Below are 26,784 nucleotides of genomic sequence, written 5' to 3'. Positions count from 1 at the left end.
TCCCTCCAGCCCCCAGGACACCGCACGTCACCAGGGCAGGGAATGGCTGTGGACATATCGGTAGAAGTACGGGAAAGCGCCCTGCGGCACGCCCAGGCCGCGGCCGATCGATACCGCCGCAGCGACGCCGATCGCGAAGACGCCAGGCGGCGGCGCGAGCACGGCGAAGCCTTCCCCGACGCGCCCGACATGCTCGCGGCCCGTACCGCCCGCCTCATCCAGCGCCACGGGGTGCCGGTCGAGGCGGTGATGGACACCACCAGGGGCGACTGCCTGGACCGGCCCGCCATGCACGAGCGCATCCTCGGAGTGGCCAAGGACCTGCAGGCATGGAGCTTCCTGCCGCGTGGCGCGCGGGCGGCGCGGACCGTCGCGCGGATCTCGGTCAGGGAGAACGGCCACGAACCGCCCATCGGCACGGGTTTCCTGGTCTCGCCGCGGTTGTTGCTGACCAACCACCACGTGTTTCCGCATCCGGAGGCGGCGCGGCAGGCGTTCGTGGAGTTCGACGCCCAGGTCACCGTCGACAACATGCTCGACCTGCCCAGGCGGTTCACCCTGGAGCCCGATGTCTTCTTCGTCGCCGACGAAGGCCTCGACTTCGCCCTGGTCCTGGTGAGCGCCGACGCCTACGGCCGGCCCGCCGGCCAGACCTTCGGGTGGAACAGGCTCAGCGTCCAGCTGGGCAAGCTGGTCATCGGGGAGCCGGTCAACATCATCGGTCATCCCAGCGGCCGGTTGAAGGAGATCTCCATCCGCGAGAACCGGCTGGAGGCCCGGCTGGACCACTTCATCCAGTACCAGACCGACACCGAGCCCGGCAGCTCCGGCTCTCCGGTCTTCAACGACCAGTGGGAGGTGACCGCGCTCCACCACAGCGGCGTGCCCAGAACCGACGGCCAGGGCCGGATCCTGCGGCGCGACGGCGCGATCTGGCAGGCAGGGGACGATGACGACGACGTCGACTGGATCTCCAACGAGGGCGTGCGCATCAGCGTCATCCTCAAGCATCTGGCCACGTTGCGGCTCGACGGCGTGCGCCGTGCGCTCCTGGCGGAGATGGGCCCGGAGTCCGGGCTCGGGGACGGCCTGACCCCGCAGCCGTCCACCGAGCCCACCACACCCCCCGTCGGCCTGCCGGGCGCGATGCCCCAGACCGGCGCGACTCCTCCCGGCTTGCCGGGCGAGGCGGCCGTGGCCACCGCCGCCGCTCGCGCCGGCGCGCCGCCCGGCGGAACCGCCGTACGCGCGGCGGCCCCGGCCCGCCGCGGCCTGGCCGCGAACCCCGGCGCGTTCGGCGGCGACCGGCACCTCGTCTTCCTGCACGGCCGAAGCCAGCAGGGACGCGACCCCGAGCAACTGCGCCGGTACTGGACCGCCGGGCTGAACGGCGGGCTCACCCGCGCCGGGCTGCCCACGATCGAGCCGGCCGACGTCTGGTTCCCCTTCTACGGGGATCGGCTCGCGCAGGCCCTGCAGGGCCGGGAGGCCATCCCCCGCACCCGCGAGGAGATCGTCGCCGACCCGGCCGAGGCCGCCGCCCCGCGCGCCGGCACCACCCGGCGGCTGTACGAACAGCTGATCGTCGAGGCGGCCGGCCGGACCGGCATGCCCGCCGGGCGAGCGGTCCCGCAGGAGGGGCTGGACGATGCCGTACACCAGGGGCTGGGCTGGCTGGCCGCGACCACCGGCCTGGACAGGCTGGTCATCGCCGCCGTCTTCGGAGACGTCGCCGCCTACCTCGACGACCAGCCGATCCGGGAGTCCGTCCTGGACTGCGTGATGGAGACGCTGCCGCAGAGCGGCCGATTGACGCTGGTGAGCCACAGCCTGGGCACGGTCGTCGCGATGGACGTGCTCACCCGGCTCGACCCGGGCGTCAACGTCGGCCTCCTCGTCACCGCGGGCAGCCCGCTCGGCCTGGACAGCGTCTTCCAGCGGCTGCTCTGCGGCGGCCCCAAGCGTCCCGACCGGGTGGTCCGGTGGTTCAACGCGTGGTGCCCGACCGACCCGGTCTCCGTCGGCTGCCCGCTGGGCGACCACTGGCAGGGGGAGCTGACCGAGGCTCCCGTCGCCAACCCCGTCGGCGGCGCCCACGACATCGAGGAGTACCTCGCCCATCCCGAGGTCGCCCAGGTGATCAGTGTCCTGGCGCCCGTCTCGTGAGCGGAAGGAGAGCGCCATGCCCATGCTGGTGATCGAAGGCACGTACAAGGTGGTCGGAGCCAGGCCGGACGGGGACTCCGTGCGTTTCTACGCCAACCGGCCCGACCACTGGAATCTGGTCGGCGGACCCCACCGGGTACGCCTCAACGCCGCCGGCGGCGCCCAGTTGCGCCTGGACGGGATCGACAGCCTCGAGACGCACTACTCCACCGAGGACGGCGAGGTGCACCAGCCGCTGGAGCAGGGGCAGGCGGCGGCGCAGGAACTGCTCGCCTGGCTGGGCTTCACCAGCGTCAGCCGGGACCCGCGCGAGACCGTCACGAGCGCCGAGCCGGCGAAGGTGCCGGGATACATCCTCACCCGCGGAGCCGACATCCATGGACGATGCGTGGCGATCGCCGGCCGCGGGCCCGCTCCCGGGGAGAGCGGCGGATCCATCGACGTGGACGTGAACCTGCTGCGGACCACCGCCAATCACCATCTGCTGCTGGAAGGGGCGGCGTATCCCACCTTCTACCGCAAGCTCTACATCGACCTCCGCGACGAGTTGACCGCGGTCACCGCACAGGCGCGGTCCAGGGGAGCGGGGCTGTGGCCGCAGGACGTCACCCAGACCGGCGCGAAGATCCAGGGGATGGACTCGCTCACCGACGATGTGACGATCATGCCCAAGTTGTTCCGCCGGCTGGCCGACTATCTCGCGCTGGGAGACGGGGCGCCCTCGCTCGGCGGGTTCAAGGACTACCTGGACGCGCGAGACGACCGCCTGTTCGTACTGTCCCGGGGCCAGTGGACCGGGTTCGACACCTTGGTGGACGTCATCGACGGGACCGTACGCCTGACCCGGCCGCCCGAAGACCTCGTCTTCGACGAACGCTGAGCAGCGCGGCTCCGGTGCGGCGGCTAGCCGCTGCCGGAATCGGTCCTGCGCCGCCCGCCGAAGAAGACCGCCACGCCTCCGAGGACGAGCACCCCGGCGGCGAGCCACAGCCAGCCGGGCACGCCGGCGCTCTCCCCGGCGGCGGGCGCCGCGGCGACCGAGGAAGGCGGAGGTGCGGCCGCCGCCGGCGGCGGCGCGGACGAAGGTGCCTCGGAGGCCGCGGGTGCGGGTTCCGCCGTGCTGGGGCCGGGGGTCGCCGTGGCGGGCGGGGCGATGATGGTGAAGCCCAGCTCCCCTTGGATGGGGTGGCCGTCGGAGGAGACCACGCGCCAGGCGATCCGGTACCGGCCCGCCGCCAGTTCCTCCTCGGGCCGGGCGGAGACCTTGGCGCCCTGCGCGCGAGCTTTGCCGACGGGTACGGACGTGCCGCCCGGACCCTCCAGCAAGATCGTGGGCATGGTCATGCGGGAGGTGAATTCGAGCTCGATCGTCTCCACGCGTTCCAGCTTGGCGTTGTCGGCCGGTGAGCTCGCCTTGAGCCGATCATGTGCCAGCGCGGCCGGAGCCGTCAGCATCACCAGCAGGGCGGCGCCGGCTGCCGACGCCACAGCACGGCGCAGCAACGTGGGCAAATGAGTCAATGCGCACTCCGAAGAAGGTCAGGTGATGTGGCGCGACGCCGGTCATCCCTGCTCTCGCTCCGGGTGCAGGGCGTCGGTGTGCGCGGTATGCGCTACGGCGAGATCCAGCAGCATGCGTACGTGCGCGTCGTCGAGCTGGTAGTAGGCCATGCGACCGGCTCGCCGCACCGTGACGACGCGATGAGCCCGCAGCAGGCGCAGCGCATGCGAGGCCGCGGACTCGCTCAGCCCGCTCACCACGGCCAGGTCGCAGACGCACAGCTCTCCTTCGAGCAAGGCGAGCAGCAAGCGGAGCCTGCCGGGATCGGCCAGGAGCCCGAACACATCGGCGGTGTCGACGAGATCCGCCTCGGCCGGCATCCGCGAACGGACGGCCGCGACGCGGTCGGGGTCGACGACCTTGGTGGCACAGCCTTCGATGTCGGTCACCTGGCCGATTGACGAGCTCTTCATGTGTCAACCCTACGCGGGAACCCTGCGACGGGTCCCCTCCCGGCACACCGCCAGGCGCCGCGATCGTCTGCCGAACTCCGCCGGAGTGCTGCCGGATCATCCCGCGGCGGTCCCGACGGTACGGGGTGACGCCGGTTCGGGCGTCGGCGGGGCGCCGGCCGGCGCCGGCCCCTGCCGGGACCGCGCCAGCCGTACCGCCAGCAGCGCGAGCGGGAGCAGCGGGACGAGCAGGTACACGGCGCCGGCCATCCGCTGATCGGTGAGGGGATCCGGCGCACCGGACGGCATCGCCAGGAAGAACCAGTCGATCGCGACCGGCGGTCCGGTCAGCAGGAAGGCGCCCACGGCCAGGTGCACCGCCGCCACGGCACCCAGCAGCCCGGCGCGGACGCGCCAGGAGACCTGGGACGGCAGCGGGTCCGCGCCCGTCAGCAACCAGAACACCAGCAGCCCGGCGCCGAAGAACAGGAACTCGGTGACCAGGTGGGGAGCGTGCCCGGACACCGACCACGGCAGCCAGGAGGTGCGATACAGGAGCGGAAAGGCCAGCATGTACGCGACCGGCAGCAAGGCCAGCAGCGCCGGCCGCCGGACCGGGAGCCGGGAGCCGAGGTCGCCGTACTGGGAGGAGGCCGTGGTGGCCCGGGCGGCCAGGGTGAGCGGGGCGCCCAGGCAGAGCAGGAGCGGGGCGACGACGGCGAGCACGGTCTGCTGCAGCGCGTGGATCGACACCATCGCCCGCGCGTACCCGCCCACGCCGCCGATCAGGACCAGGGCCAACAGCTGCAGGCCGCCGTACCAGGCGAGCGTGCGGCCGAGCGGCCAGGAGCCCACCCTGCGCAGGCCGACCAGGTAACCGACCGCCGGCAAGGCCAGGAGCAGCAGGATCATCGGGTCCAGGCGGAACTCGGTGAGCAACGCGGTGGGCGAGAAGGGCGCCAGGTCGTACTCCAGCACGCGCATATCGTGCCCGCCACCGCTCGCAGGGACCGGTGGCGGGGTACGGGCCAAGCCGACGGCCAGGGCCATCGCCGCCGCCATCACGATCATCTCGCCTGCCGCCAGCCGGACGAAGACGTTGCGTACGGTCCGGTCGGCGACGTGCGCGACCGTACGTCGCCGGTGGGTCCGGCCGAACAGGGCGAGGATCACGAGCGCGACGGTCTTGGCCAGCAGGAACCAGCCGTATTCGCTCCGCCAGAGGTCCGACACGGCGTTCAGCCGTACCCAGGCGGCGGCCAGGCCGGAGACGGTCACCGCCGCGAAGGCGCACAGGGCGATCGTGCTGAACCGGGGCAGCACCACCCGGAGATCGCTGGAACGGCGGAAGTGGATGAGCACCGCCCCCAGCCCGCCGACCCACAGCGACACCCCGAGCAGGTGCGCCATCAGGGCGGAGAGTGCGATGTCGTGGTCGGAGGCGGAGGCCGCGTGCCCGACGTAGGTGGGTGGCAGCAGCCCGAAGGCGGCGATCACCAGCGGGATGCCCTGGGGCAGGCGCCGCAGGCGGGTGGCCAGGCCTGCCACGACGGCCGCGGCCAGAACCAGCAGCAGGACGCGCGCCTGCGGGATCGACATGCCGAACTCGAGCAGGTCAGGGGAAAGAATCAGGTTCGTGGCGGGCAGCGCGGTGACGTCCGACACGGTCAGCAGGTAGCTGAGGAGAATGGTGACGGCCCAGCCGAGCGCCCACCGGCCGGCCGCGCGTACGCAGGCCGTCTTCTCGGGCGAGCCGGCCGGGGCCAGGACGGCGGCCGCCAGCAGCGTTCCCACTGTGGCGACCGCGCAGAGGTGGTAGCAGAACCGGACCAGGGGCAGGCCCCAGTCGGTGAGCGGCCCCGCGGTGGGCAGCCCGGCGATCTCCGGCTCCGCGGCGCCGCCGAACCCCAGGGCGATGGCCAGCACCACGAGCCCTGCGGCGATCAACGCCGAACCGGCGTAGATCCGACGGCCGCGCGCGCCGCCGGCGACCGGCCACGCGAACCGGGCGCGCTTGTGCATCGGATAGACCCTCGTCATGGTCGGCCTGCCACACTCCACCGCATATAGGGGGATACGCGGCATTGCGCCGACCGGTTCGCCCGTTCTGTCCGCGGCCGTTCGTCAGGGGACCGAGATCCCCGGCGTCAGGACGTGGAGCGTGCGGCGTCGCCCCGGTGACGCCGGGCCGGACCGGCGCACAGCCGGTGGCGCCCCTCGGTCATGCGGTGCCGAGGGCGGTGCGCAGGGTGCCTATGGCCTGGTTGATGGCGGCGTCCGCGGCCTGGGTGCCGCGCAGCGCATTGAGCATGACGAAGTCGTGGATGATGCCCTGGTAGCGGACGGCGGTGACGGGGACGCCGGCGGCGCGCAGCTTGTCGGCGTACGCTTCGCCCTCGTCGCGCAGAACGTCGGCCTCGGCGGTGATGACCAGGGCCGGCGGCAGACCGGCGAGCTCCTCCAAGGACGCGCGCAGCGGGGAGGCGGTGATCTCGGCGCGCTGGGCGGGGTCGGTCGTGTACTGGTCCCAGAACCACTGCATGGCGTCGCGGCGCAGGAAGTAGCCGCTGGCGAACTGGTGGTAGGAGCCGGTGTCGAAGCTGGCGTCGGTGACCGGGTAGAACAACACCTGCTGCACCAGGGGGACGTCGCCGCGCTGCTTGGCCATGAGGGTGAGCGCGGCGGACATGTTGCCGCCCACGGAGTCGCCGGCCACGGCGATGCGGGTGGCGTCCAGGAGGTGGTCGGCGCCGTCGGTGACGACCCAGCGGGCGACGGCGTAGTTCTGCTCGATGGCGACCGGGTAGCGGACCTCGGGCGACAGGTCGTACTCGGGGAAGACGACCGCGGCCCGGGCGCCGACGGCCAGCTCGCGCACCAGCCGGTCATGGGTGTGGGCGTTGCCGAACACCCAGCCGGCGCCGTGGATGTAGACGATCACCGGCAGCGGTCCAGGCTCGGCGACGGGACGGACGATGCGGGCACGGACCGAACCGGTGGGCCCGCCCTGGACGGTCACCCACTCCTCGGCGACCGCCGGCATGGCGATCTCACCGGACTGCACCTCGTCCACGACCTTGCGCCCCTCGTACGGGCCGAGATCGAACAGGTACGGCGGGTTGGCGGTGGCTTCGGCGAACGCGGCGGCGGCGGTCTCCAGCAGGGGCTCGGTGCTGTGTTCTGACATGGCGTGCTCCTTGTGATGACGGGTGAGTGCCGACACCGCAAACAGTAGCGCCCTATTTAGTCGTGCACAACTTAGTTGGACAAAACTTTGTCGTGCACGTCATTGGAAGTTAGAATGGAGTCGTCTCAGCGCTCACCCCAAGCAAGGAAACGAACCACATGGACCCCGCCGTCCACGACCACGTCCAAGAGGGCTCCCTCCTGCTGGACGACCAGCTCTGCTTCGCCCTCTACGCCGCCTCGCGGTCGGTCACCGCCCGCTACCGGCCCCTGCTGGACGAACTCGGGCTCACCTACCCTCAATACCTGGTCATGCTGGTGCTGTGGGAGCAGGGCTCGGCCTCGGTACGAGACCTGGGCACCGCACTCCAGCTGGAGTCCAGCACCCTGTCCCCCCTCCTCAAGCGTCTCGAGGCCGGTGACCTGATCCGACGCGAACGGCGTACCGACGACGAACGCTCGGTCGCCATCCGCCTCACCGAGAGCGGCGCGAAACTTCGCGAACGCGCGCGCGGCGTGCCGCTCGCCATCGGCGACGCCATGGGCCTGACCCCCGAGCAGCACGCCACCGTCAAGCACCTGCTCCGTCAGCTCACCGCCAACCTCGCCCGCGCCTGACGGCGGCGCCGGGACCACGAGAGGCGGTCGTGCAGCGGCTGATCACGAGCACGGCCACCAGCCTGGTCCCGGCCGGCGCCTGGAACAGCGTCCGGTCGAGCTCAGCGGCCGGGGTCGAAGCGGCCGTCCATGATGGTCCAGCCGGCGTCGACCACGAGGTTGGCCCCGGTGACGTACGACGCCGCGTCACTGGCCAGGAACGCCACCGCGGAGGCCACCTCGTCGGCGCTCCCCCACCTGCCGAAGACCGTGTGCGCGCTGTAGGCCTCCCTGGCCTTGACGTCGTCCCACAGCGGCCGGGTGAGCGGCGTGTCGATGACGCCGGGGGCGATCGTGTTGACCCGGACCCCCTGGGGGCCGACCTCGGTGGCCAGCCCGCGCACCATCTGCAGGATGGCCGCCTTCGTCGAGGCGTACACGCCCAGGCCGGGCTCGACCATCAGCGCCCGCATGGACGAGCACGCGATGAGGCTGCCGCCGCCCTGCGCCGCCATCACCGCGCTGGCCTGCTGCAGGAAGAAGAACGTGCCCTTGAGGTTGAGGCCGATGATGCGGTCGAACTCCTCCTCGGTGTACGCCGACAGCCGCTTGCGGATGTTGATGCCCGGCGTGGACACGCCGATGTCCAGCCTGCCGTAGGCGTCCACGGTCGTCCGTACGGCCTGCGCGACCTGCTCCTGGTCGCCCAGGTCGGCGGCGAGCCCCTGGGCGGTGCCGCCCTCGGACACGATGGTCTTGGCCGTCTCGGCGGCGCCCTCGCCGTCGAGGTCGGCGCAGACGACGTGCGCGCCGAGACCGGCCAGCATCTGGGCGGTGGCCTGGCCGATGCCGGAGGCCGCCCCCATCACGAGAGCCGGCTTGCCGGTGAGGTCGAACAGTGCGCGGTAGCGGTTGGTCATCTGTCTATTCTCCGAAACTAGGGAAGCATCCAGCCCAGGATGGGTGTGGACTGCAGGAGGACGAGCAGCGCGATCAGCGCCAGCAGGGCGAGGCTGTAGCCGATGACCTTGCGGAAGATGTCTCCCTCGCGGCCCTGGAGCCCGACCACGGCGGCCGCGATGGCCAGGCTCTGCGGGGAGATCATCTTGCCGACGACGCCGCCGGAGGAGTTCGCCGCGGCCATGAGCTCGGGCGACAGCCCGGTCTGCTGGGCGGCGGTGACCTGGACGGCGCCGAACAGGGCGTTGGAGGAGTTGTCCGAGCCGGTGATCGCCACCCCGATCCAGCCGATGACCGGGGAGAAGAAGGCGAACACCCCGCCCAGGGCGGCCAGGCCGCGGCCGAGTGAGCCGGTCTGGCCGGACAGGTTCATGACGTACGCGAGCGCGAGCACGCCGAGCACGCACACGATGGTCCAGGTGAGTTGCCTGACCGTGGCGCCGTAGATGCGGGCGGCGGCGCCCGGCGCAACCTTCAGCAGCAGGGTGGTGATCACGCCGGAGACGAACAGGAGCGTGCCCGCGGCCGGGAGGAAGTTGAAGGAGAAGACGGTGGCGACGGGGTTGCCGGTCGGGCCGGTGATGGACAGGCCGGGCCAGGCGAACTCGATCGCGGCCGAGCCCAGCACGGCCTTGATCGCCGGGAACTGGGCGACGACGAAGATCGCGATCACGATGGCGTACGGCAGGTAGGCCAGGACCACGTTCTTCCTGCTGTCCCGCTGCGCCCGCTCCAGCATGGCGGCCTCCTCCTCGGCGCTGCCGGTCCCCGAGCCGCCCGCCACCACGGGCACGGCGGAGGCGGTCAGCGCCTCGCGGGGCCGCCACACGCGCAGGAACGCCACCAGGAAGATCGCGCAGGAGAGCGCGGCGCCGATGTCGGCCAGCTCGACGGAGATGTAGTTGGAGAAGACGAATTGACCGCCGCCGAAGGCCAGGCCCGCGACGATCGCGGCCGGCCAGACGGCCCGCACGCCGCGGCGGCCGTCCACCAGGAACACCAGCACCAGCGGGACGATCACCGCGACGACGGAGGTCTGCCGGCCGGCGATCGCGCCCAGCGTGGCGAAGTCCAGCCCGGTCACCTTGGACAGGGTGGTGATGGGCACGGACAGCGCGCCGAACGCGACCGGGGCGGTGTTGGCCACCAGGGCGGCGACGGCGGCGCGGAACGGCGGCAGGCCCAGCGCGATGAGCATGACCGCGCTGATCGCCACCGGCGTGCCTGCCCCGGCCAGCGCCTCCAGCAGCGCGCCGAAGGCGAAGGCGATGATGATGACCTGGATCCGCTGGTCGTCGCTGACCCCGGCGAACGACCTGCGCAGCACGGCGAAGTGCCCGGTGGACTCGGTCAGCTTGAAGATCCACAGGGCGTTGAGGAGGATCCAGATGACGGTGAGGAAGCTCGACGCCGCACCGTACCCGGCGGCGCCCAGGGTCTGGCCGATCGGCATGCAGTAGACGGCGACCGCGATCACGATCGCCGCGGCCAGCGCGGTCAGGCCCGCCCAGTGGGCCTTCCAGCGGAAGAGGCCGAGCAACGCGAACAGGACGAGGAGCGGGATCGCGGCGACGAGGGCGGACAGCCCGAGCTGCCCGAGGACAGGGTCGAAGATCTGCTGGTACATGTGCAACCCCTCAAAAGGGATGCCGGGATCGCCCGGGGGCGGCGCGATGCGCCCCCGGGCTCGCCGGGGAGGGTGGGATGGAGGGTGAAGCGGCGATCCCCCGATGCCGCGAACGCGGTTACGTGCCGGACACGAGCTCGCCGCCGAGGGCGAGCCGGTCGGGTTCGATCTCGGTGAACTGGATGCGGACGAGGTGGCGCGGCGCGCCGAGGACGTCCACGACGGCGTCGGTGACCACCCGGGCGAACTCGGCCCGCTGGGCGGCGGTCCGGCCGGTGAGGAGCTCGACGGTGATGTTGGGCATGGGCGGGGCTCCTAGGAGGCGGTGACGATCGCCGCGTCCTCGCCCACCAGCGCGAGGACCACGGCCGTGTCGAACAGCAGCGAGGGGATCAGACGGAGCCGGAACAGCGCGAGGATCGCCCGCACGTCGTCCGCGTGCGCCGTGCCGACCACGGGGACGGGCAGGCCGGCGGCCGCGGCGGCGGCCTTGGCCAGCACCTGCTGGTAGGCCAGGGAGTATTCCGCGCTGCGGGCGATCGGCTCCAGCCGCTTCCACACCTGGGGGAGGAAGCCGGGCCGGGTCCCGATCGCGCGGTAGTAGCTCAGCACCCGGGGGTGGTCGTGCAGGGTGCGGATCTCCTCGTAGACCCGGGCCAGCTCGTCGTCCGGCGTGCCGCCGTCCGGGGTGATGGTGAGCGCCTCGGGCGGGATCCCGCGCGGCCCCGGGTCGGCGGCGGGTTCGGCGGCGGCGCCCGCCCCCACGGTGAGCCCCCGGTACCAGCACGAGGCGAGCAGCAGCAGCTCGGGCAGCAACCGGTGGAACGTCGCCGTGTAGATCCGGAGGTCGGCGCCGGCGTCCGCCAGGGACTCCTCCCGTCTGGGCAGCAGCCCGACCGGCACGCCCAGCCCCGCCGCGGCCTTCCTGAACTCGGGCGAGCCGATGACCGGCTTGAACCGTTCCCAGGCCGGGGCCAGGTAGTCGGGATAGCCGGCCAGCGCCTGGAAGATGGGGCTGACGAACGGGACGCCGAGGTAGCCGGGCACTTCTTCGAGCACCCGCGCCGTCTCTGGGGTCGGCTCGGGCGTGCCGGGCAGCGCCGGCAGCAGCACGGCCCCGCGGGCGGCGTCGGCCCGCTCCGTCGTGATGATCGCCTCCGCGGTGGTCTCCCCGGCCACCTTCCGGCGGATGCGCAGGGGGTTGGCGTCGCTCAGAGGCGGGGGAAGCTGGTCCTGCGGGCTGTTCTGGTACGCCACCGGACGCAGGAACCTGGCGATGCCGTTCGTCCCGACCGAGGTGGCGGCCGCGTTCGTGGTCGCCGGGTACGGGCCTCCGTGATGCATGGCGTCGGTGACGGCGACCCCGGTCGGCCAGCCGTTCCACACGACGCGCCCGGCTTTGGCCGTCAGCTCGCCGGCCAGCCGCCGCGCGGTCTCGCCGTCGCCGGCTCCGCAGTGGATCGTCCCGGTGAGGTGCCCGTCGAACGCCGTGGCCGTCAGCTCGGCGGGGTCGCCGTACCGGACGACGACGCCGAACGGGCCGAACCGCTCCTCACTCAGCACAGGGTCGGCCAGGAACGTGCTCAGGTCGGCCTCCACCAGGCTCGCCGGGAAGGAGAACCCTGTGCCGTCCGGTGCGGTGCCGCCCGCGAGCAGGTGCACGCCGGGCCGCGCGGCCACCTCCGCGGCGCCGGCCGCCAGCCGGTCCCGCATGGAGGCGTTGAGCATGATCCCGGGCGGCCGGCCGTCGAGGCGCTCCGCGGCCCGCGCCACGAAGCGGTCGCCCGCCTCGCCGATCGGCACGAAGATCACGCCCGGCTTGGTGCAGAGCTGGCCGTTCGAGCTGGTCAGCGAGTCCGTGTAGCCGTCCGCCAGGCTCTCCGGGGCCGTGGCGAGCGATCCGGGGAGCACGAAGACGGGGTTGAGACTGCCCATCTCGGCGTACACGGGGATCGGGCGCGGGCGCGCGGCGGCCAGATCGAAGATCGCCCGCCCCGCCGCCGGTGAGCCGGTGAAGGCCACGGCCGTGATCTCCGGGGCGTAGACCAGCTTCCGCGCGACATCCAGATCGCTCATCTGCAGCAGGTGGAACACGCCGCTCGGCGCCCCGGTCGCGGCGACCGCGGAGCGCACCAGCGAGGCCACGAGCTCGGCGGTCTCCGGATGCGACGGATGCCCCTTCACGATCACCGGACAGCCGGCCGCCAGCGCCGCGGCGGTGTCGGTGCCCGCCACGCTGAACGCGAACGGGAAGTTCCCGGCGGCGAACACCGCGACCGGCCCGAGCGGGACGTTGACGCGCCGGACGTCCGGCGCGACGGGGGTCTCCGGGTCGATCACCGCGTCGAAGTGATCACCCCGCTCGATCATCCGAGCGAACTGGGCGAGCTGGAGCGCCGTCCGGTCCACCTCCCCGCCGAGCCGCGGCTCCGGCAGCCCGGTCTCCGCCTCGGCGACCGCGACGAGCTCACCCCGCCGGGCGGTCAGCTCCTCGGCGATCCGGCGCAGCAACGCCACGCGCGGGGCCGGGTCGAAGCCGCTCCAGTCCGGGAACGCCGCCGCCGCGCCCGCGAGGGCCCTGTCCAGGTCGGCAGGCGTGGCGCCCGGGAAACGACGCCGCTCGGCCCCGGTCCGCGGGTCGATCGACGAGAAGCTCTTCGAATGTTGCATGCAACGTAGGATACAAAGTTGGATCCAAGAGCTTCAAGAGTGTGTTTCATCACTGTTTCGCATCTGCCGCCCTTGGCTGTCCGCGCCGGTGAGACGTCAGGCCGGTGAGACGTCAGGCCGGTGAGACGTCAGGCCGGTGAGACGTCAGGCCGGTGAGACGTCAGGCCGGGCGAGAGGTGAGGAGCGGGGTGAGGCTCAGGAGAGGTAGAGCCCCGCGGAGGCGTGCAGGGCGTCGAGGCGGCGGCTGGCCGCGGCCTGGACGTCCTCGACGTGGATGCGCGCCTGTCGCTCAGCGCCCTCGCGGTCGCGGCGCAGGAGCGCCTCGATGATGCGATGGTGGCCCTCCACGCAGGTCACGACCTCGTCCCTGGTGAAGACCACGGCCATGTTGTACGTGATGCCGAAGTCGCGGTTGCGCAGCCACTCGGCCACCAGCCGCCCGTTGCCCGAGGCCTGCACGATGGCCTGGTGGAACTCGCGGTTCATGCGGCCGAGCTCGGCGCGCGGGCGGCGGACGTATTCCTCGATCGCGCCCTCGTAGAAGGCGGCGATCCGCGCCAGCTCCTCCTCGGACGCCCGCACGGCGGCCAGCCCCGTGGCCATGGACTCGAGGGCGCAGCGCACCTCGTAGATCTCACGGATCTCGTCCGGCGTGTGCTCGCGCACCACCCAGCCCGACCGCTCGCGCACGACCAGGCCCTGATCGACCAGGCGCATCAAGGCCACGCGCACCGGAGTGCGGCTGCTGTTGAGCTGCGCCGCCACCTCGTCCTCCGGCAGCCGCTGGTTGGGGCGGTATTTCCCCTCCAGGATCGCGGCCCGGATGTGCGCGTACGCCTGATCGCCCAACGACTCACCGCTGCCCGCGCGGGGACGTCTGCGCTTGGCCGCAGGATCGTCCGCGTGGGCCCTGCCGAGTCGTTCGGCCATCAGTCCTCCGGTCCGTCGGCGTACCAGGCATCTCCTGTCGAGATTCTTCCAGTATGGGGTCAGATCAAGAAATCAGCCCTCAGCGCCGCGAGCCCGCAATCTCAAATGTCACTATCATTCGGATGCTATCGTCATCCGAAATAGGGCCGGCCGAGAGGAAGCAGTGTCATGAAGCCCATTCAGACGCCGAGGCGGCCGGTGGCCAAGTCCGTCGGCGGGGTCGAGTTCGCGGACCCGTACGCGTGGCTGGGGCAGGACACCGACGAGGTGCTGGCGTGGGAGCGGCGGCAGGACGCGCTGGCGCAGGAGACGGCGCGGCGATCGCCGCGCTACGAGTCGCTGGTCGAGGCGATCGAGCCCCGGATGCGGGACGCGTTCGCCGGATATCTGGGCGCCAAGGCGTTCGTCGCGGGCCGGTGGTTCTGGCTCCGCCCGGGCTGGCTGCCGGACGGCAGCGGCTTCTATCTCCACGGCCGCACGAGCACCGGCGAGCACGAGCTCCGGTTCCATCCCGTGCCCGCCGGATCGGCGGCCCCCGCGGCGGACGTGCTGGACACGATTCCCGCGACGGCGCTGGCCGTGACGCCGCAGGTGTCGCCGGGCGGCCGTCACGTCGTCGCCGTCACCGTGCCGCACGAGCACGTCGCCGCGGCGGTCGCCGAGCTCCCGGACGGGCGGTGGCGGCGGTTCGCGCCGGAGGGTTTCACGGGGGAGTTGCACGGCGACTGGCTCGACGACGACACGTACGTCGCGATCGCGACCGACGAACCGCGCGGCCGCGTCGTCGCCATCCCCGCGGCCACGTCGGCGGATCCGCGGACGTGGCGGGAGCTCATACCGGCGGGCCCGCTGGTGTTGCGGTCCCTGCAGATCGTCCGGGGACTCCTCGTCGTCGCCACGCTGAACGACGTGTCCTTGGACGTCCGGGTCCACCGGCCGGACGGCACCCCGATCGGGACCGCGCCGCTGCCGCCCGCGAGCGCCTCCATGGGGCTGACCGGCCCCGGCCGGGTCAAACCCAGGACCGATGAGCTGGTCTTCTCCGCCGGCACGTTCACCACGTCCGACATCACCTACCGGCTGGACGTGGCCACCGCCGGCCTCCAGGAGCTGGAGCGTGGCGACTCCCTCGACGGGATCACCACCGAACAGTTCTTCGCCACCTCCAAGGACGGTACCCGCATCCCCTACTACGTCGTCGCCCGGGAAGACGTCGACCGCTCGGCGCCGCAAGCCACCCTCGTGACCGCGTACGGCGGCTTCAACATCCCCTGGCTGCCCGGTTTCCTGGCCGGGAACACCCCCTTCGTCCAGGCCGGAGGGGTCTACGTGCAGGCGAACCTGCGCGGCGGCAGCGAGTACGGGCGGGACTGGTACGACGCAGGCCGCCTGCACCACAAGCAGAACGTCTTCGACGACCTGCGCGCGGTGGCCGAGGACCTGATCGCCAGAGGCATCGCCGCGCCGCAGACGCTCGCCTTCCACGGCAGGTCGAACGGCGGGCTGCTGGCCGGGGTCGCCGCCGTCCAGCAGCCGGACCTCTGGCGGGTCGTGGTGCCGGAGGTGCCCGTCCTCGACGTTCTGGAGCCGCTGGCCGAGGGACCGGGGGCCGAGGCCATCCGCGCCATCTACGCCGAGGACTACGGCGACCCCCAGGACAGCGACGACGCCGCGGTCCTGTTCTCCTATTCGCCGTGCCACAACGTCGCCGAAGGCGTCCCCTATCCGGCGGTTTACGCGATCTTCGGCCGGCACGACATCGGCTGCCCGCCGTCGGCCGGACGCCGGTTCGTCGCCGCGCTGCAGCACGCCACGACCAGCGACCGTCCGCTGCGGCTGCGCGTGTGGGAGGACGTCGGCCACGGCAGCCTCGATCCCCGGATCGCCGCGCGGCAGCAGGCGGAGTGGCTGGCGTTCGTCATGGACGAGCTCGGGAATTCGACACCTGTATCATTCAGATGATGTGAACATCTGAATGAGGTCTGGAGGGGCGCGATGGTCAGGCTGACCCGGGCTCAACAGCAGGAACGCACCCGAGCGGCCGTGCTGGCCGCGGCGAGGGAGGAGTTCGCCGAGCGCGGATACGCCGATGCCAAGGTCGACCGGATCGCGGAGCGGGCCGAGCTGACCCGTGGGGCGGTGTACTCGAACTTCCCGAGCAAGCGCGCGCTCTACCTGGCGGTCCTGGTGGACTCGATCGGGCACGCGGACGCGGCCGAGACGCCCTCGCCGCCCGGCCTGGCCGAGGCGCTGGGCGCGTTCGCGCGGGTCTGGCTCGACCGGCTGCCTCTGACGGCCGACACGCCCACCGGCGGGAAGCTGCAGTTGCGCTCGCTGGCCGGGGTGTTCGACGACGAGCCGGGCCGCACCGCGCTGGCGCAGGTCACCCGGCTGGAGGCCCTCCTGCTCGCGCTCACGCTGGAATCACGCGTGCCGCGGCGCACCCGGCAGGTGCGGCTGGCCGAGCTGGTCCTCACGCTGTTGAACGGGGCCGGCCACCTGGCTGACGCGGCGCCCGGGTTCGGCGACCCCTTCGACGTGGCACGCGCCTGCCGGCACCTGGCCGTCCTCGACCTCGCCGACACGTGGAACCCACCCCATCTGCCGTACGTCTCCCCCGCCCAGCTCGTCCAGGACGCCTGGCAGCCGCCCGCGGAGTCGCCGGACCAGGTCACCGGCCACCGGGTGGGATTCGACTCCGACGGCGTGATCGCGATTCTGGGCACCGGCCGGCTGGAGGCGGCCGAGGAGGCCGTCCGCGCCGCCCGGCCGGGCGACCGGATCACCGTGGCCGTGGTGACGAACGATCCCGCCGAGATCGGGCGCCTCGTACGGCTGAGGGTCAGGGACCTCGCCGGGTGCCTGCGACGGGTGTTCGCGCCGGACGCCTGGCCGGGCCTTCGTCTCGTCCTCGACGACCGCGCCGCCGTAGCCTCGGCCGTCGGGATCACGGATCCGGATGACGCCACCGAGGCCGCGGTGCGCATCCGGGGCGGCAAGATCTTCGCCCGCGCGTCCGGACGGGGGGCCGCCCACGCCGTCGCGACCGCGGGCGACCCGGCCGCGACGCGATCGGACGGGGCGGGTTGATCGGACGCCACCCCGTCTGAACCCCGGCGCCGCCGCGTCCGTATCTCCAAGCGACTGTCCGGAGCAGGAAGTCCTGTTGCGTTCAGGTCTCAGATGGGCGGGCGATGGCACACGGCACCAAGCACGGCAACGCGGTGGACAGGAAGAACGGCGGCGATCCTCGGCAGATCGGCGGCCATCGCGTCATCCGCCGGCTCGGGGCGGGCGGGATGGGCATCGTCTACCTCGCGGAGAGCCGTTCTCGGCGACTGGTAGCGATCAAGGTCATCCACCGGCACCTGGCCGGCGACCCCGAGTTCCGGCGGCGGTTCCGGCGCGAGGTCGCGACCGCGCGGCGGGTGGCCCGTTTCTCCACGGCTCCCGTACTCGAGGCCGATCTCGACGGCGACACGGCGTACGTGGTCACCGAGTACGTGCCGGGGCCGACGTTGTACCGCGCGGTCAAGGAGTGGGGTCCGATGTCGGGCTCCGAGCTCGAAGGGCTCGCCATGAGCACGGCGGTCGCGCTGGGGGCGATCCACGCGGCCGGTGTCGTCCATCGGGACCTCAAGCCGTCGAACGTGCTGCTGTCCCCTGTGGGGCCGAAGGTCATCGACTTCGGCCTGGCCTTCGCGGCCGACTCCACCACGCTCTCCGTCACCGGGATGGGCACGCCGGCGTACATGTCCCCGGAGCAGGTGCGCGGGCTGACGCTCTCGCCGGCCTCGGACGTCTTCGCGTGGGGCGGGGTCGTGGTCTTCGCGGCCACCGGCCGGCCGCCGTTCGGCTCGGGGGCGGGGCACGAGGTGCTCTACCGGGTGGTCCACGACGATCCCGTGCTGCCGCCGCTGGGCGGCGTGCTCGATGAGCTGGTCTGGCGGGCGCTGAGCAAGGATCCGGCGGCGCGCCCGACGGCCGGGGATCTGGTGGAGGCGCTCGGCGGGCGCACGACGGCCCGCCTGCACCCCTACATCGTCCCGCCTCCGGCCGGTAACGCTCCGGGAGATCCACAGGACACGCCGGGGACCCATCTCAGGAGCGGTTCGCAGGACACGCCCCGGACCCGTCCGAGGAGCGGTTCGCAGGACACGCCCCGGACCCACCCCTGGAGCCCTTCGCGCGACGCATCCGCCGACCTCCGCCAGGGTGCCCTCCCCCAGGGCGCCCTGCGAGACGAACCCCGGGCGCGCGCCCGGAGCGGCCCGCGAGACGCGGCCGGGCCCGAGCTCTGGGGTGCCGAGCCCGGGGTCCGGGGGACCGAGCCGAGCGGCCCCACCGGGGCGGGCCGCCGCCGGAGACGTCGCCGATCCACGACGAGGCGCTGGGCCGTGGTGGGCGGCGCCGCGCTCGCCCTGGTGACGGCGGGCACCGTCCTCGTGTCCCAGGCCGACGCTCCCGGCACCCCCCTGCTCCCCGGCGTCTCCGGCGTCTCCGCCCTCGCGGAGGACGCCGGCACGCGATGGCGGAAGCTGCCCGGCCAGAACCCGCTGCGCGCCGACGAGGTGCGCTTCTACGTGCAGCCGGACACCGAGGCGGCACGGCAGGCGCGGACCTGGTCGGCGCAGGGCAGGACGGCCGACGCCGCCCTCATGCGGGCGATGTCGGAGGTCCCCCAGGCCATGTGGCTGGCCGGCGGCTCCCCCGGCGACGTCTCCCGTACGGTGCGGGAGACGGTCACCCAGGCGGAGCGGCAGCGGACCGTTCCGGTGTTCGTCACCAACAACATCCCGGGACGGGACTGCTGGAGCGGCGGCGCCCCGGACACCGGAACCTACCGGGCGTGGATCAACGCGGTGGCCGAGGGCATCGGCGACCGGCCCGCGGTCGTCGCCCTGGAACCCAGCGGCCTGGCGCGGATGCCCGGCAGCCCGGAGTGCCCGCAGGGCGGCGAGCCGGCCGCGGCCCAGCGGTACGGCGATCTGTCCTACGCCGTCGAGACCCTCACCGGCCTGGCCGGCACCGCCGTCTATCTCGACGGCGGGCTGGCGGGGTGGCCGGGGTTCACGCAGATGGCCGACCGGCTGGTCAACGCGGGGGCGGTCCGCGCCGACGGCTTCTACGTCAACGTCGTCGGCTACCGCCCGACCGAGCAGTCGCTCGCGTACGCCTCCAAGTTGTCGCGATGCCTCTACCTGAGAGTGGCCTCGCGCACGGCCTCCTGCGAGGACGCGGCCCTCGCCGGCGTGCCGGACGACGCGCCCGGCCTGCCGCACTTCGTCGTCGACACCAGCAGGAACGGGACGGGCGAGTGGCAACCACCGGCCGGGCGGTTCCCGGTTCCGGACGAATGGTGCAATCCTCCAGGCAGAGGCGCGGGAGCGCGGCCGACCGCCGACACCGGGAGCCCGCTGGCCGACGCGTTGTTGTGGCTCAACAGCCCGGGGTTCTCCAACGGCAGGTGCACCCGGGGCACGTCGGGACCGCATGACCCGGCGTACGGCGTCGTCACCCCGGACGCCGGCCAGTGGTGGCCCGACCAGGCGCTCGAGAGGGCGAAAAACGCGGTTCCGCCGCTGAAGCCCGCGGACCAGTAGCGGATCTCCCCTCACACGTGCTTGCCCACGAGGGGGACGAACTGGGCGGGCGTCAGCGACCGCCGCTTCTCCAGGCGGCCATGCCGCTTGGAGAACAGGGTGACGAGGTCGGCCACGCCCGCCGCGATCGGCATGACCAGGCGGCCGCCCTCCGCGAGCTGCTCGGCCAGCGGGGCGGGCACCGCGGCGGCCGCGGCGGACACGACGACCGCGTCGAAGGGGGCGTGTTCGGGCAGGCCGGCGGTGCCGTCGCCGACCACCACCTCGACGTTGGTGATGCCCATCGCGGCGAGGTTCTCCCGCGCGTGCTCGGCCAGGTCGGCGTAGCGTTCCACCGAGTACACGCGGTCGGCCAGGTGGGCCAGCAGAGCGGTCTGGTAGCCGTACCCGGTGCCGATCTCCAGGACGGTGTCCGTGCCGGTCAGCACCAGCGCGTCGATCATCTGGGCGACCAGGGACGGCTGGGAGGTGGGCTGCCCGTGGCCGATCGGGATCGGCTCGTCCCGCTCGGCGCGCGCGGCCGAGCGCGGCGGCACGAACCGGTCGCGCGGCGTGGCGGCGACGGCGGCCAGCAGGCGGGGGTCGTTGATCCCCATCTGCCGGATGACCTCCACCAGCATCCGGGCCATGACTCCCCACTCCCCCGGCGGCCGGGGAAGCACACCTGCTCGGTCGCGGAACGGCTATCGGGTGATCGCCGGCCGGTGCCGCTCCTCGACGTACGACTTCAGCCGCATCAGGTCCTCCCTGAGCCTCGTCGCAGGATCCGCGCCCAGCAGCCGGGCGACGGCGTGCCCGGCGGCGCCCGCCACGGGGTTGTAGGCCAGTTGCACCTGCACCCGCGTCCTGCCGCCCTCCTCGGGGGTCAGCCGCACCGCCCCGGTGTGGGCGATCAGCTGGCCCTCGGCGGACTTCCAGGTGATGTGCTTGCCCTCCTCGCGGCTGGTCTCGACGGCGTCGAATCTGATGGGCCGGCCGGCGGGGCCGCTGATCTCCCAGTGGGACCGGACGCCGTCGGCGGATCGCCGGACCTCCCGGACATCGGGCATGAACCTTGCGAAGAGGGAGTAGTCGCTCACCAGCGGCCAGATATCCTCCGGGCGCGCCGCGATCGAGACGGCGCGGTTGATGTCGACGGCGCGCCGGCCGGCGTTGATGCCCGTCAGCCGGCGCAGGGGGAGGTTCGTGGCGGCGCGGGCGCCCAGCGCGGTCCCGGCGCCGCGCAGGGTCCAGGCGATCCCCGGCGGGAAGCGGCGGGCGTAGACCCACAGGGCGGCGGCGGCCGTGCCGGCGAGGAACCTGGCCGACGGCGCCCAGTGCTGCTGGAACAGCTCGGGAACGGGCGGCCGGACCCGGCCCGCCCCCTGGAGCTGCGGCACCCCCGACGGGTCGCGGCGGACGTTCCACTTGGCGTCCACGGCCTTCACGCCGGGGATGCGGCGGACCGCGCGCGCCGCCCGCCGCTCCTCGCCGCTGAGCACGTCGCCTTCCAGCCGCGCCACGCGGTCCTCGACGGTCACGTGGACGGCATGCGGGTGGGTGAGATAGCGGCCGAGCTCCGCGCGTACACGTTCGTGCAGGATCCGGTCGTCCGTGGAACGGCCGATCAACCGGAAGCGGGTGCCCGCGGCGATCCCGCGCGACCGGTTGTTCAGGTCGCGGCTCACCCGGCCGAGGGCGTACGACAGCTCATGAACGGCGTGCGAGACCTGGTCGCGTGCCTTGGCCCGGCGACTTCGGCCGCGGTCGGGATCGTACAGATACTCCAGGGTGGCGCCCGCGGCGGCGCTCGCGCCGAGCATGGCCGCGGTCCTGGCCCACGGACGCCCTGTCTCCCCTGTCACCGCCGAGTCGAGTTCACGCGTACGCACGATCTTCCCCTTCCTCCCCTACCAGCGCGGCTACCCCAGCCCGTGGACCGCTAACGACCTGCTCGCGGGGTTTGTCCATGCCCCCGCCCGGGTAGCCGGACGGCCGTGAACCTGGCCGAGAAGTTGATCAGCGCGCATCTCGTCGACGGGGAGATGCGCCCGGGCGAGGAGATCGGGCTACGCGTCGACCAGGCGCTGATCCAGGACGCCACCGGCACGATGGTGATGCTGGAGCTGGAGGCGCTGGGCCTGGACCGCGCACGCACCGAGGTGGCGGCGCAGTACGTCGACCACAACCTCCTGCAGTCCGACGAGCGCAACATGGCCGACCACCTGTTCCTGCGCTCCGCCTGCCGCCGGTACGGGATCTGGTACTCGCCGCCCGGCAACGGCGTCTCCCACCCCACCCACATGCAGCACTTCGGCGTGCCGGGCAGGACGCTGGCCGGCGCCGACTCCCACACGTGCGCGGCCGGCTCGCTCGGCATGCTGGCGATCGGCGTGGGCGGTCTGGAGGTGGCGATGGCCATGGCCGGGCAGCCGCTGTACGTGACCATGCCGCGCATCTGGGGAATCCGGCTGGCGGGCGCGTTGCCGGACTGGGTGAGCGCCAAGGACGTCATCCTGGAGCTGCTGCGCCGCCACGGGGTGTCAGGGGGCGTACACAAGATCGTCGAATACCACGGCCCGGCGCTCGGCACGCTGAGCGCGATGGACCGGCACGTGATCGCCAACATGGGCGCCGAGCTGGGCGCCACCACGTCGGTCTTCCCCTCCGACGGGCGGGTCCTGGAGTTCCTCGAGGCGCAGGGACGGGCGGACGACCACACCGAGCTGACGGCCGACCCGGACGCCGGATACGACCTGCGCGACGAGCTCGACCTGTCGGCCCTGGAGCCGCTGATCGCGCGGCCCGGCTCGCCGGGGAACGTGGTCCCGGTGCGGCAGGTGGCGGGCGAGCCGGTCCACCAGGTGGTGGTCGGCTCGTCGGCCAATCCCGGGCTGCGCGACTTCACGGTGGTCGCGGAGATCCTGCGCGGCCGGCAGGTGCATCCGCAGGTGTCGCTGGAGATCAACCCGACCTCGCGGCAGATCCTGGCCGACCTCACCAAGTCCGGCGCCGTCACCGCGCTGCTCGAGGCCGGCGCCCGCATCCACCAGACGGGCTGCCTGGGCTGCATCGGCATGGGCCAGGCCCCCGCCGTCGGCCGCAACAGCCTGCGGACCTTCCCCCGCAACTTCCCCGGCCGCTCCGGCACCCACGACGACTCGGTGTGGCTCTGCTCACCCGAGACCGCCGCCGCGGCGGCGCTCACCGGCGCCATCACCGACCCGCGCGAGCTCGGCCTGGACCGTCCTGAGATACGCGAGCCGCGAACGGCCAGCCTGATCACCGCCCCGCTGCAGCGGCCGTTGCCGGTGGAGGAGGCCCGCCGGGTCGAGCTGGTCAAGGCCGGCAGCATCGGCACGCTGCCCGAGCTGGACCCGCTGCCCGACTCGCTCACCCTGCCGGTCGTGCTCAAGGTCGGCGACGACGTCTCCACCGACGAGATCATGCCCGCGGGCGCCCGGGCGCTGCCGTACCGCAGCAACATCGCGGCGCTGGCGGACTTCGCCTTCGGCCAGATCGACGAGACCTACCCGGAGCGGGCCCGCGCCGCGGGGCCGCACGCCGTCGTGGGCGGGCGCAACTACGGCCAGGGCTCCTCGCGGGAGCACGCCGCGATCGTCCCCCGCCACCTCGGGCTGCGGGTCGTGATCGCCAAGTCCTTCGCCCGCATCCACTGGCAGAACCTGGCCAACTTCGGCGTGCTGGCTCTGGAGTTCGCCGACGAGGCCGGCTACGACCGGTTCGGCCAGGGCGACGAGCTGCGGCTGGACGGACTGCGCAAGGCGGTGGAGACCGGCGGCGAGATCACCGCCGGCGGGGTCGTCCTGCGGCACCGCCTGTCCGCCCGCCAGCGTGCCATGGTCCTGGCCGGCGGCTGGATCCCCCAGGTCAGGAACGCCGAACCCGGATAGTCGCCGCGTTTCGCCCTCGATTCACCGGCCGCGCCCGGCCCGGTCGAGGGCGGCTCGGGCTCTGGCCGCCATGGCCTCGTCCACCATCTCGCCTTCGAAGGCGATCGCCCCCGCCCCGCGCGCCTGCGCCGCCTCCACCGCGGCGATCAGCCGTTCGTAGCGGGCGAGCTCCTCCGGGCCGGGCGAGAACACCTCGTTGATCACCGGAACGTGGGAGGGGTGGATGGCGATCATGCCCTCGTAGCCGAGCGAGCGGTTCTGCTCGGCGAAGGCCCGCAACCCGTCGAGGTCGCCGATGGGCGTCCACAGGCCGGCGACGGGGCACGGCGTGCCCGCCGCCCGGACGTCCAGCAGGACCCGGGAGCGCAGGGCCAGGGTTTCGACGCCCTCGCGGCTCCAGCGGTAGCCGATCGCCCGCTCGACGTCGCCCGCCCTGCCGGTGACCGCGCCCAGGTAGGCGACGCGGGAGGCGGCCCGGGCGATGTCGTACGCCTCCCGCAGCGCCGCGGCGCTCTCCAGCAGCGGCACCAGGGCGATGCGCCCCTCGGGCAGGCCGTGTTCGCGCTCGCACCAGGTCAGGAGCCGGTCGGCCAGCCGCACGTCCGCCGTACCGGCGATCTTGGGGACGACCACTCCGGCGAGGCGGGCGTGCGTGACGGCACGCAGGTCCTCGGCCGCCGCCCAGTCCTCCAGGGGGTTGATCCGGACGAAGAGCGCCATGTCCCCCGCGAAAGCGGCGACGGCGCCGGCCACGCGGGCACGGGCGGCGGCCTTCTCGGCCGGCGGGACGGCGTCCTCCAGGTCGAGGATGGCCGCGTCGGCCCCGGCGGCCTGCGCCTTGGCCAGCCATTCGGTTCTGGTTCCCGGGACGAAGAGCAGGGAGCGCAGCGGGGGCCGGTCAGATGACACCGCGCTTCTCCAGGTCCGCGATCTCGTCCGTGCCGAGCCCGAGCCAGTCGCGGTAGACGAGGTCGTTGTCCTGTCCGAGCGCGGGCCCGGTACGCCAGACGTGCCCGGGTTCCTGGCGGAAGTGCGGCAGCGCGGCCTGCATGCGGACGGGGCCGAGGTCGGGGTCGTCGACGGTGACGATGTCGCCGCGTTCGGCGTAGACGGGGTCGGCGGCGATGTCCGCGGCGGTGAAGACGCGTGAGGCGACCACCTCGGCCGCGGCGAAGGCACGCAGGCACTCGTCGGTCCCGCGTCCGGCCACCCAGGCGCGCAGCCCCTGGTCCAGCCGCTCGCGTCCGGCGAGCTGCCGCTGCGTCGTGGCGAACTCCTCCTCGGGCAGGCCCAGGAGGCGGACGACGTTCAGCACGGAGCGGAGGGTCGCGGAGGTCACGGTGATCCAGTCGCCGTCGCGGGACAGGTACGTGTTGATCACGGCCGCGGGGGCGACGGCCAGCTGGTTGCCGGATCTGCCGGGCACGTCGCCGAGCTGGTCGTGCGTGATGACCTGCCATTCCACCAGCCGGAACAGCGGCTCGAAGAGGGCGAGGTCGATCCACTCGCCGTCGAAGCCGGGGTCGTTCGCCCGGCGGTGCAGGGCGGCGAGCACGGCGTACGCGCCCATCAGCCCGGTCACGGCGTCACCGTGGGAGAACCCGGTGTGCACGGGCGGGCCGTCCGGGAACCCGGTCAGGTGCACCACACCGCTCCTGGCCTCGCCCACCTTGCCGAAGCCGGGCGCGTCGGCCTGCGACGAGGTCGCGCCGAATCCGGAGATCTGCAGCAGGACCGCCCTGGGGTTGATCCGGTGCACGGCCTCCCAGTCCAGCTCCCAGGCCCGCAGCCGGCCGGCGCGCAACGTGACGATCACGACGTCCGCCCAGGCCACGAGCCGGTGCGCGACGCTCCGGCCGCCGGAATCGTGCAGGTCCAGGGTGACGGAGCGCTTGTTCCGGCCGGCGACCTTGAACCACAGCGGCACGCCGTCCCGCGCGGGGCCCATGGCGCGGGCGGCGTCGCCGGCGCCGGGCGGCTCCACATGGACCACGTCCGCGCCCTGGTCGGCGAGCATCGAGCCGGCCAGCGGCCCGGCGACCACGTGGGCGAACTCCACCACCTTCAGTCCGCGCAGCTGCCCGCGCTGTTCAGAGGCCACGCATGAGCTCCTTCGTCCTGTCCGGTCCTGTCATCCTGCCCATGCGGAGAAATGCGGGTCCAGCACGATATGTCGATAAATTCATGCGATTTATGCATTAGCGGGGACCCAGGAGGCTCCCATCGGCACCTCAAGCGCCTGCGCACGGGACTCCTCCAGCAGGCCGAGGAACGCGGCCGCGGTGGACGGGAGGGTCCGCCGCGCCCGTACGACGACGTCCAGGCGGCGCTCGACCACGGGCGCGACCAGCGGGCGGTGCACGATGTGCCCGGGTCCGAGGAGGGGCAGCACCAGGGCGGGCATGGCGGACACGCCGAGGCCGGCGGCGACCAGCCCGCCCACCGTCGCCACGTTGCTCGCCTCCGCGGCGAGTGTCGCGCCGGTCCCCGCCTGGGCGAAGGCGGCGTCGGTGAGCCTGCGGACGCTGGACTCCGCGCCGACGGCCAGGAAGGGCTCGGCGGCCAGGTCCTCCCAGGTGACCTCGTCCCGCTCGGCGAGCGGGTGTCCCTCGGGCAGGACGGCGTGGAAGCGGTCGCGGATCAGCGGGCGGTGTTCGAGCCGGTCCTGCCGCCCGCCGACCGTGGTGATGGCGAAGTCGGCGTCCCCGGACAACACCTTGCCGAGCACGGCCCGTTCCAGCCCGTCCATGATGCGGACGGTCACACGCGGACGCTGCCGGCGGAACGCGGAGATCAGGCGCGGCAGCAGCACCGCCGCGACCGAGGGCAGGATGGCCACGGCCACCACGCCCGACTCGCCGAGCAGGTAGCGCCGCAACTCCTTCATGCCGGACTCGTGGGCGCCGACGATCTGCTCGGCGACGCGCAGCGTCTCCAGGCCGGCCGCGGTGAGCTGGACGTTGCGGGTGTCGCGCTCCAGCAGGCGCACGCCGAGCACGCGCTCGAGGTCGGCCACGGCGCGGCTCAGCGTCGACTGCGAGACGCGCAACTGCGCCGCCGCGGCGGTGAAGCTCGCCGCCTTGGCCACGGCGACGTACGCGGAGAGCTGCCGGAGGTTGGCGTCCATGGACCCCTACTTTTGCGCACAACGCATGGATAAATCCACTTTTGATGGTGGACGTGAAAGGTCGGCGCTCGG

The 26,784-nt window shown here is 72.9% G+C and carries 21 protein-coding genes; 7 read left to right on the top strand and 14 right to left on the bottom strand.

Going from position 1 to position 26,784, the window contains the following annotated elements; all coding sequences use genetic code 11:
- Nucleotides 1-48: 48 nt before the first annotated feature.
- On the top strand, nucleotides 49-2,166 hold the full coding sequence (locus tag ACIBX3_RS15815; protein WP_397117328.1) for a trypsin-like serine peptidase: 2,118 nt from the start codon (nucleotides 49-51) through the stop codon (nucleotides 2,164-2,166).
- Between the two features lie 16 nt (nucleotides 2,167-2,182).
- The gene (locus ACIBX3_RS15810; RefSeq protein WP_397117326.1) at nucleotides 2,183-3,046 is read left to right on the top strand and encodes a hypothetical protein; all 864 of its coding nucleotides are present in this window, start codon (nucleotides 2,183-2,185) and stop codon (nucleotides 3,044-3,046) included.
- 23 nt (nucleotides 3,047-3,069) lie between these two features.
- On the opposite strand, the gene ACIBX3_RS15805 is transcribed toward ACIBX3_RS15810, so the two are convergent.
- The 4 genes from ACIBX3_RS15805 to ACIBX3_RS15790 form a co-directional block, all read right to left on the bottom strand.
- Nucleotides 3,070-3,687, bottom strand: coding sequence for a copper resistance protein CopC (locus tag ACIBX3_RS15805; RefSeq protein ID WP_397117324.1), 618 nt, complete (start codon nucleotides 3,685-3,687; stop codon nucleotides 3,070-3,072).
- A 42-nt stretch (nucleotides 3,688-3,729) separates the two neighbouring features.
- The gene (locus ACIBX3_RS15800; protein WP_397117322.1) at nucleotides 3,730-4,140 is read right to left on the bottom strand and encodes an ArsR/SmtB family transcription factor; all 411 of its coding nucleotides are present in this window, start codon (nucleotides 4,138-4,140) and stop codon (nucleotides 3,730-3,732) included.
- A 96-nt stretch (nucleotides 4,141-4,236) separates the two neighbouring features.
- Complete coding sequence (locus ACIBX3_RS15795; protein WP_397117320.1) at nucleotides 4,237-6,141, bottom strand: cytochrome c oxidase assembly protein; 1,905 nt, start codon at nucleotides 6,139-6,141, stop codon at nucleotides 4,237-4,239.
- A gap of 199 nt (nucleotides 6,142-6,340) precedes the next feature.
- Nucleotides 6,341-7,306, bottom strand: a complete 966-nt coding sequence (locus tag ACIBX3_RS15790; protein WP_397117318.1) for an alpha/beta hydrolase — start codon at nucleotides 7,304-7,306, stop codon at nucleotides 6,341-6,343.
- Between the two features lie 158 nt (nucleotides 7,307-7,464).
- On the opposite strand from ACIBX3_RS15790, the gene ACIBX3_RS15785 reads away from it, so the two are divergent.
- Nucleotides 7,465-7,923: a MarR family winged helix-turn-helix transcriptional regulator gene (locus ACIBX3_RS15785; RefSeq protein WP_397117316.1), complete on the top strand. Its 459-nt coding sequence runs from the start codon at nucleotides 7,465-7,467 to the stop codon at nucleotides 7,921-7,923.
- Nucleotides 7,924-8,024: 101 nt separating this feature from the next.
- On the opposite strand, the gene ACIBX3_RS15780 is transcribed toward ACIBX3_RS15785, so the two are convergent.
- The 5 genes from ACIBX3_RS15780 to ACIBX3_RS15760 form a co-directional block, all read right to left on the bottom strand.
- A complete protein-coding gene (locus ACIBX3_RS15780) occupies nucleotides 8,025-8,822 on the bottom strand; it encodes an SDR family NAD(P)-dependent oxidoreductase (RefSeq protein ID WP_397117314.1) in 798 nt (265 codons plus the stop codon).
- A gap of 17 nt (nucleotides 8,823-8,839) precedes the next feature.
- Nucleotides 8,840-10,489: an L-lactate permease gene (locus ACIBX3_RS15775; RefSeq protein ID WP_397117312.1), complete on the bottom strand. Its 1,650-nt coding sequence runs from the start codon at nucleotides 10,487-10,489 to the stop codon at nucleotides 8,840-8,842.
- Nucleotides 10,490-10,607: 118 nt separating this feature from the next.
- Entirely contained in the window at nucleotides 10,608-10,793 is a 186-nt protein-coding gene (locus tag ACIBX3_RS15770) for a 4-oxalocrotonate tautomerase family protein (RefSeq protein WP_397117310.1), read from the bottom strand.
- A gap of 11 nt (nucleotides 10,794-10,804) precedes the next feature.
- On the bottom strand, nucleotides 10,805-13,159 hold the full coding sequence (locus ACIBX3_RS15765; RefSeq protein ID WP_397117308.1) for an aldehyde dehydrogenase family protein: 2,355 nt from the start codon (nucleotides 13,157-13,159) through the stop codon (nucleotides 10,805-10,807).
- 195 nt (nucleotides 13,160-13,354) lie between these two features.
- The gene (locus ACIBX3_RS15760; RefSeq protein ID WP_397117306.1) at nucleotides 13,355-14,089 is read right to left on the bottom strand and encodes a GntR family transcriptional regulator; all 735 of its coding nucleotides are present in this window, start codon (nucleotides 14,087-14,089) and stop codon (nucleotides 13,355-13,357) included.
- A gap of 168 nt (nucleotides 14,090-14,257) precedes the next feature.
- On the opposite strand from ACIBX3_RS15760, the gene ACIBX3_RS15755 reads away from it, so the two are divergent.
- The 3 genes from ACIBX3_RS15755 (at nucleotide 14,258) to ACIBX3_RS15745 (ending at nucleotide 19,692) form a co-directional block, all read left to right on the top strand.
- Nucleotides 14,258-16,051 carry a prolyl oligopeptidase family serine peptidase gene (locus ACIBX3_RS15755; RefSeq protein ID WP_397117304.1) on the top strand — a complete coding sequence of 598 codons (1,794 nt, stop codon included), beginning with the start codon at nucleotides 14,258-14,260 and terminating at the stop codon, nucleotides 16,049-16,051.
- A 33-nt stretch (nucleotides 16,052-16,084) separates the two neighbouring features.
- Complete coding sequence (locus ACIBX3_RS15750; RefSeq protein ID WP_397117302.1) at nucleotides 16,085-17,179, top strand: TetR/AcrR family transcriptional regulator; 1,095 nt, start codon at nucleotides 16,085-16,087, stop codon at nucleotides 17,177-17,179.
- Between the two features lie 104 nt (nucleotides 17,180-17,283).
- Complete coding sequence (locus ACIBX3_RS15745) at nucleotides 17,284-19,692, top strand: glycoside hydrolase family 6 protein (protein WP_397117300.1); 2,409 nt, start codon at nucleotides 17,284-17,286, stop codon at nucleotides 19,690-19,692.
- An 11-nt stretch (nucleotides 19,693-19,703) separates the two neighbouring features.
- On the opposite strand, the gene ACIBX3_RS15740 is transcribed toward ACIBX3_RS15745, so the two are convergent.
- Both ACIBX3_RS15740 and ACIBX3_RS15735 read right to left on the bottom strand, forming a co-directional pair.
- The gene (locus tag ACIBX3_RS15740) at nucleotides 19,704-20,321 is read right to left on the bottom strand and encodes a protein-L-isoaspartate(D-aspartate) O-methyltransferase (protein WP_397117298.1); all 618 of its coding nucleotides are present in this window, start codon (nucleotides 20,319-20,321) and stop codon (nucleotides 19,704-19,706) included.
- Nucleotides 20,322-20,375: 54 nt separating this feature from the next.
- Nucleotides 20,376-21,563 (bottom strand): SRPBCC family protein, encoded by a 1,188-nt coding sequence (locus tag ACIBX3_RS15735; protein WP_397117296.1) that lies wholly within the window; start codon nucleotides 21,561-21,563, stop codon nucleotides 20,376-20,378.
- Between the two features lie 105 nt (nucleotides 21,564-21,668).
- Here ACIBX3_RS15735 and ACIBX3_RS15730 point away from each other — a divergent pair, with 105 nt between their 5' ends.
- On the top strand, nucleotides 21,669-23,585 hold the full coding sequence (locus tag ACIBX3_RS15730) for an aconitate hydratase (RefSeq protein ID WP_397117294.1): 1,917 nt from the start codon (nucleotides 21,669-21,671) through the stop codon (nucleotides 23,583-23,585).
- A 21-nt stretch (nucleotides 23,586-23,606) separates the two neighbouring features.
- On the opposite strand, the gene ACIBX3_RS15725 is transcribed toward ACIBX3_RS15730, so the two are convergent.
- The 3 genes from ACIBX3_RS15725 to ACIBX3_RS15715 form a co-directional block, all read right to left on the bottom strand.
- Nucleotides 23,607-24,494, bottom strand: a complete 888-nt coding sequence (locus ACIBX3_RS15725; protein ID WP_397117292.1) for an HpcH/HpaI aldolase/citrate lyase family protein — start codon at nucleotides 24,492-24,494, stop codon at nucleotides 23,607-23,609.
- The gene (locus ACIBX3_RS15720; protein WP_397117290.1) at nucleotides 24,484-25,686 is read right to left on the bottom strand and encodes a CaiB/BaiF CoA transferase family protein; all 1,203 of its coding nucleotides are present in this window, start codon (nucleotides 25,684-25,686) and stop codon (nucleotides 24,484-24,486) included. Before ACIBX3_RS15720 ends, ACIBX3_RS15725 begins: the two co-directional genes overlap by 11 nt.
- A gap of 90 nt (nucleotides 25,687-25,776) precedes the next feature.
- On the bottom strand, nucleotides 25,777-26,712 hold the full coding sequence (locus ACIBX3_RS15715) for a LysR family transcriptional regulator (protein WP_397117288.1): 936 nt from the start codon (nucleotides 26,710-26,712) through the stop codon (nucleotides 25,777-25,779).
- Nucleotides 26,713-26,784: the final 72 nt, after the last annotated feature.

Source organism: Nonomuraea sp. NPDC049480 (genome assembly GCF_044465905.1).
Taxonomy (GTDB): domain Bacteria; phylum Actinomycetota; class Actinomycetes; order Streptosporangiales; family Streptosporangiaceae; genus Nonomuraea.
This window is presented reverse-complemented; position numbering and strand designations above follow the sequence as displayed.

Bases quoted from the DNA above. Each gene is read 5' to 3' on its own strand.
- ACIBX3_RS15810 (WP_397117326.1), top strand. From the start codon at position 2,183: ATGCCCATGCTGGTGATCGAAGGCACGTACAAGGTGGTCGGAGCCAGG.
- ACIBX3_RS15800 (WP_397117322.1), bottom strand. From the start codon at position 4,140: ATGAAGAGCTCGTCAATCGGCCAGGTGACCGACATCGAAGGCTGTGCC.
- ACIBX3_RS15795 (WP_397117320.1), bottom strand. From the start codon at position 6,141: ATGCACAAGCGCGCCCGGTTCGCGTGGCCGGTCGCCGGCGGCGCGCGC.
- ACIBX3_RS15790 (WP_397117318.1), bottom strand. From the start codon at position 7,306: ATGTCAGAACACAGCACCGAGCCCCTGCTGGAGACCGCCGCCGCCGCG.
- ACIBX3_RS15785 (WP_397117316.1), top strand. From the start codon at position 7,465: ATGGACCCCGCCGTCCACGACCACGTCCAAGAGGGCTCCCTCCTGCTG.
- ACIBX3_RS15780 (WP_397117314.1), bottom strand. From the start codon at position 8,822: ATGACCAACCGCTACCGCGCACTGTTCGACCTCACCGGCAAGCCGGCT.
- ACIBX3_RS15775 (WP_397117312.1), bottom strand. From the start codon at position 10,489: ATGTACCAGCAGATCTTCGACCCTGTCCTCGGGCAGCTCGGGCTGTCC.
- ACIBX3_RS15770 (WP_397117310.1), bottom strand. From the start codon at position 10,793: ATGCCCAACATCACCGTCGAGCTCCTCACCGGCCGGACCGCCGCCCAG.
- ACIBX3_RS15765 (WP_397117308.1), bottom strand. From the start codon at position 13,159: ATGCAACATTCGAAGAGCTTCTCGTCGATCGACCCGCGGACCGGGGCC.
- ACIBX3_RS15760 (WP_397117306.1), bottom strand. From the start codon at position 14,089: ATGGCCGAACGACTCGGCAGGGCCCACGCGGACGATCCTGCGGCCAAG.
- ACIBX3_RS15755 (WP_397117304.1), top strand. From the start codon at position 14,258: ATGAAGCCCATTCAGACGCCGAGGCGGCCGGTGGCCAAGTCCGTCGGC.
- ACIBX3_RS15750 (WP_397117302.1), top strand. From the start codon at position 16,085: ATGGTCAGGCTGACCCGGGCTCAACAGCAGGAACGCACCCGAGCGGCC.
- ACIBX3_RS15745 (WP_397117300.1), top strand. From the start codon at position 17,284: ATGGCACACGGCACCAAGCACGGCAACGCGGTGGACAGGAAGAACGGC.
- ACIBX3_RS15740 (WP_397117298.1), bottom strand. From the start codon at position 20,321: ATGGCCCGGATGCTGGTGGAGGTCATCCGGCAGATGGGGATCAACGAC.
- ACIBX3_RS15715 (WP_397117288.1), bottom strand. From the start codon at position 26,712: ATGGACGCCAACCTCCGGCAGCTCTCCGCGTACGTCGCCGTGGCCAAG.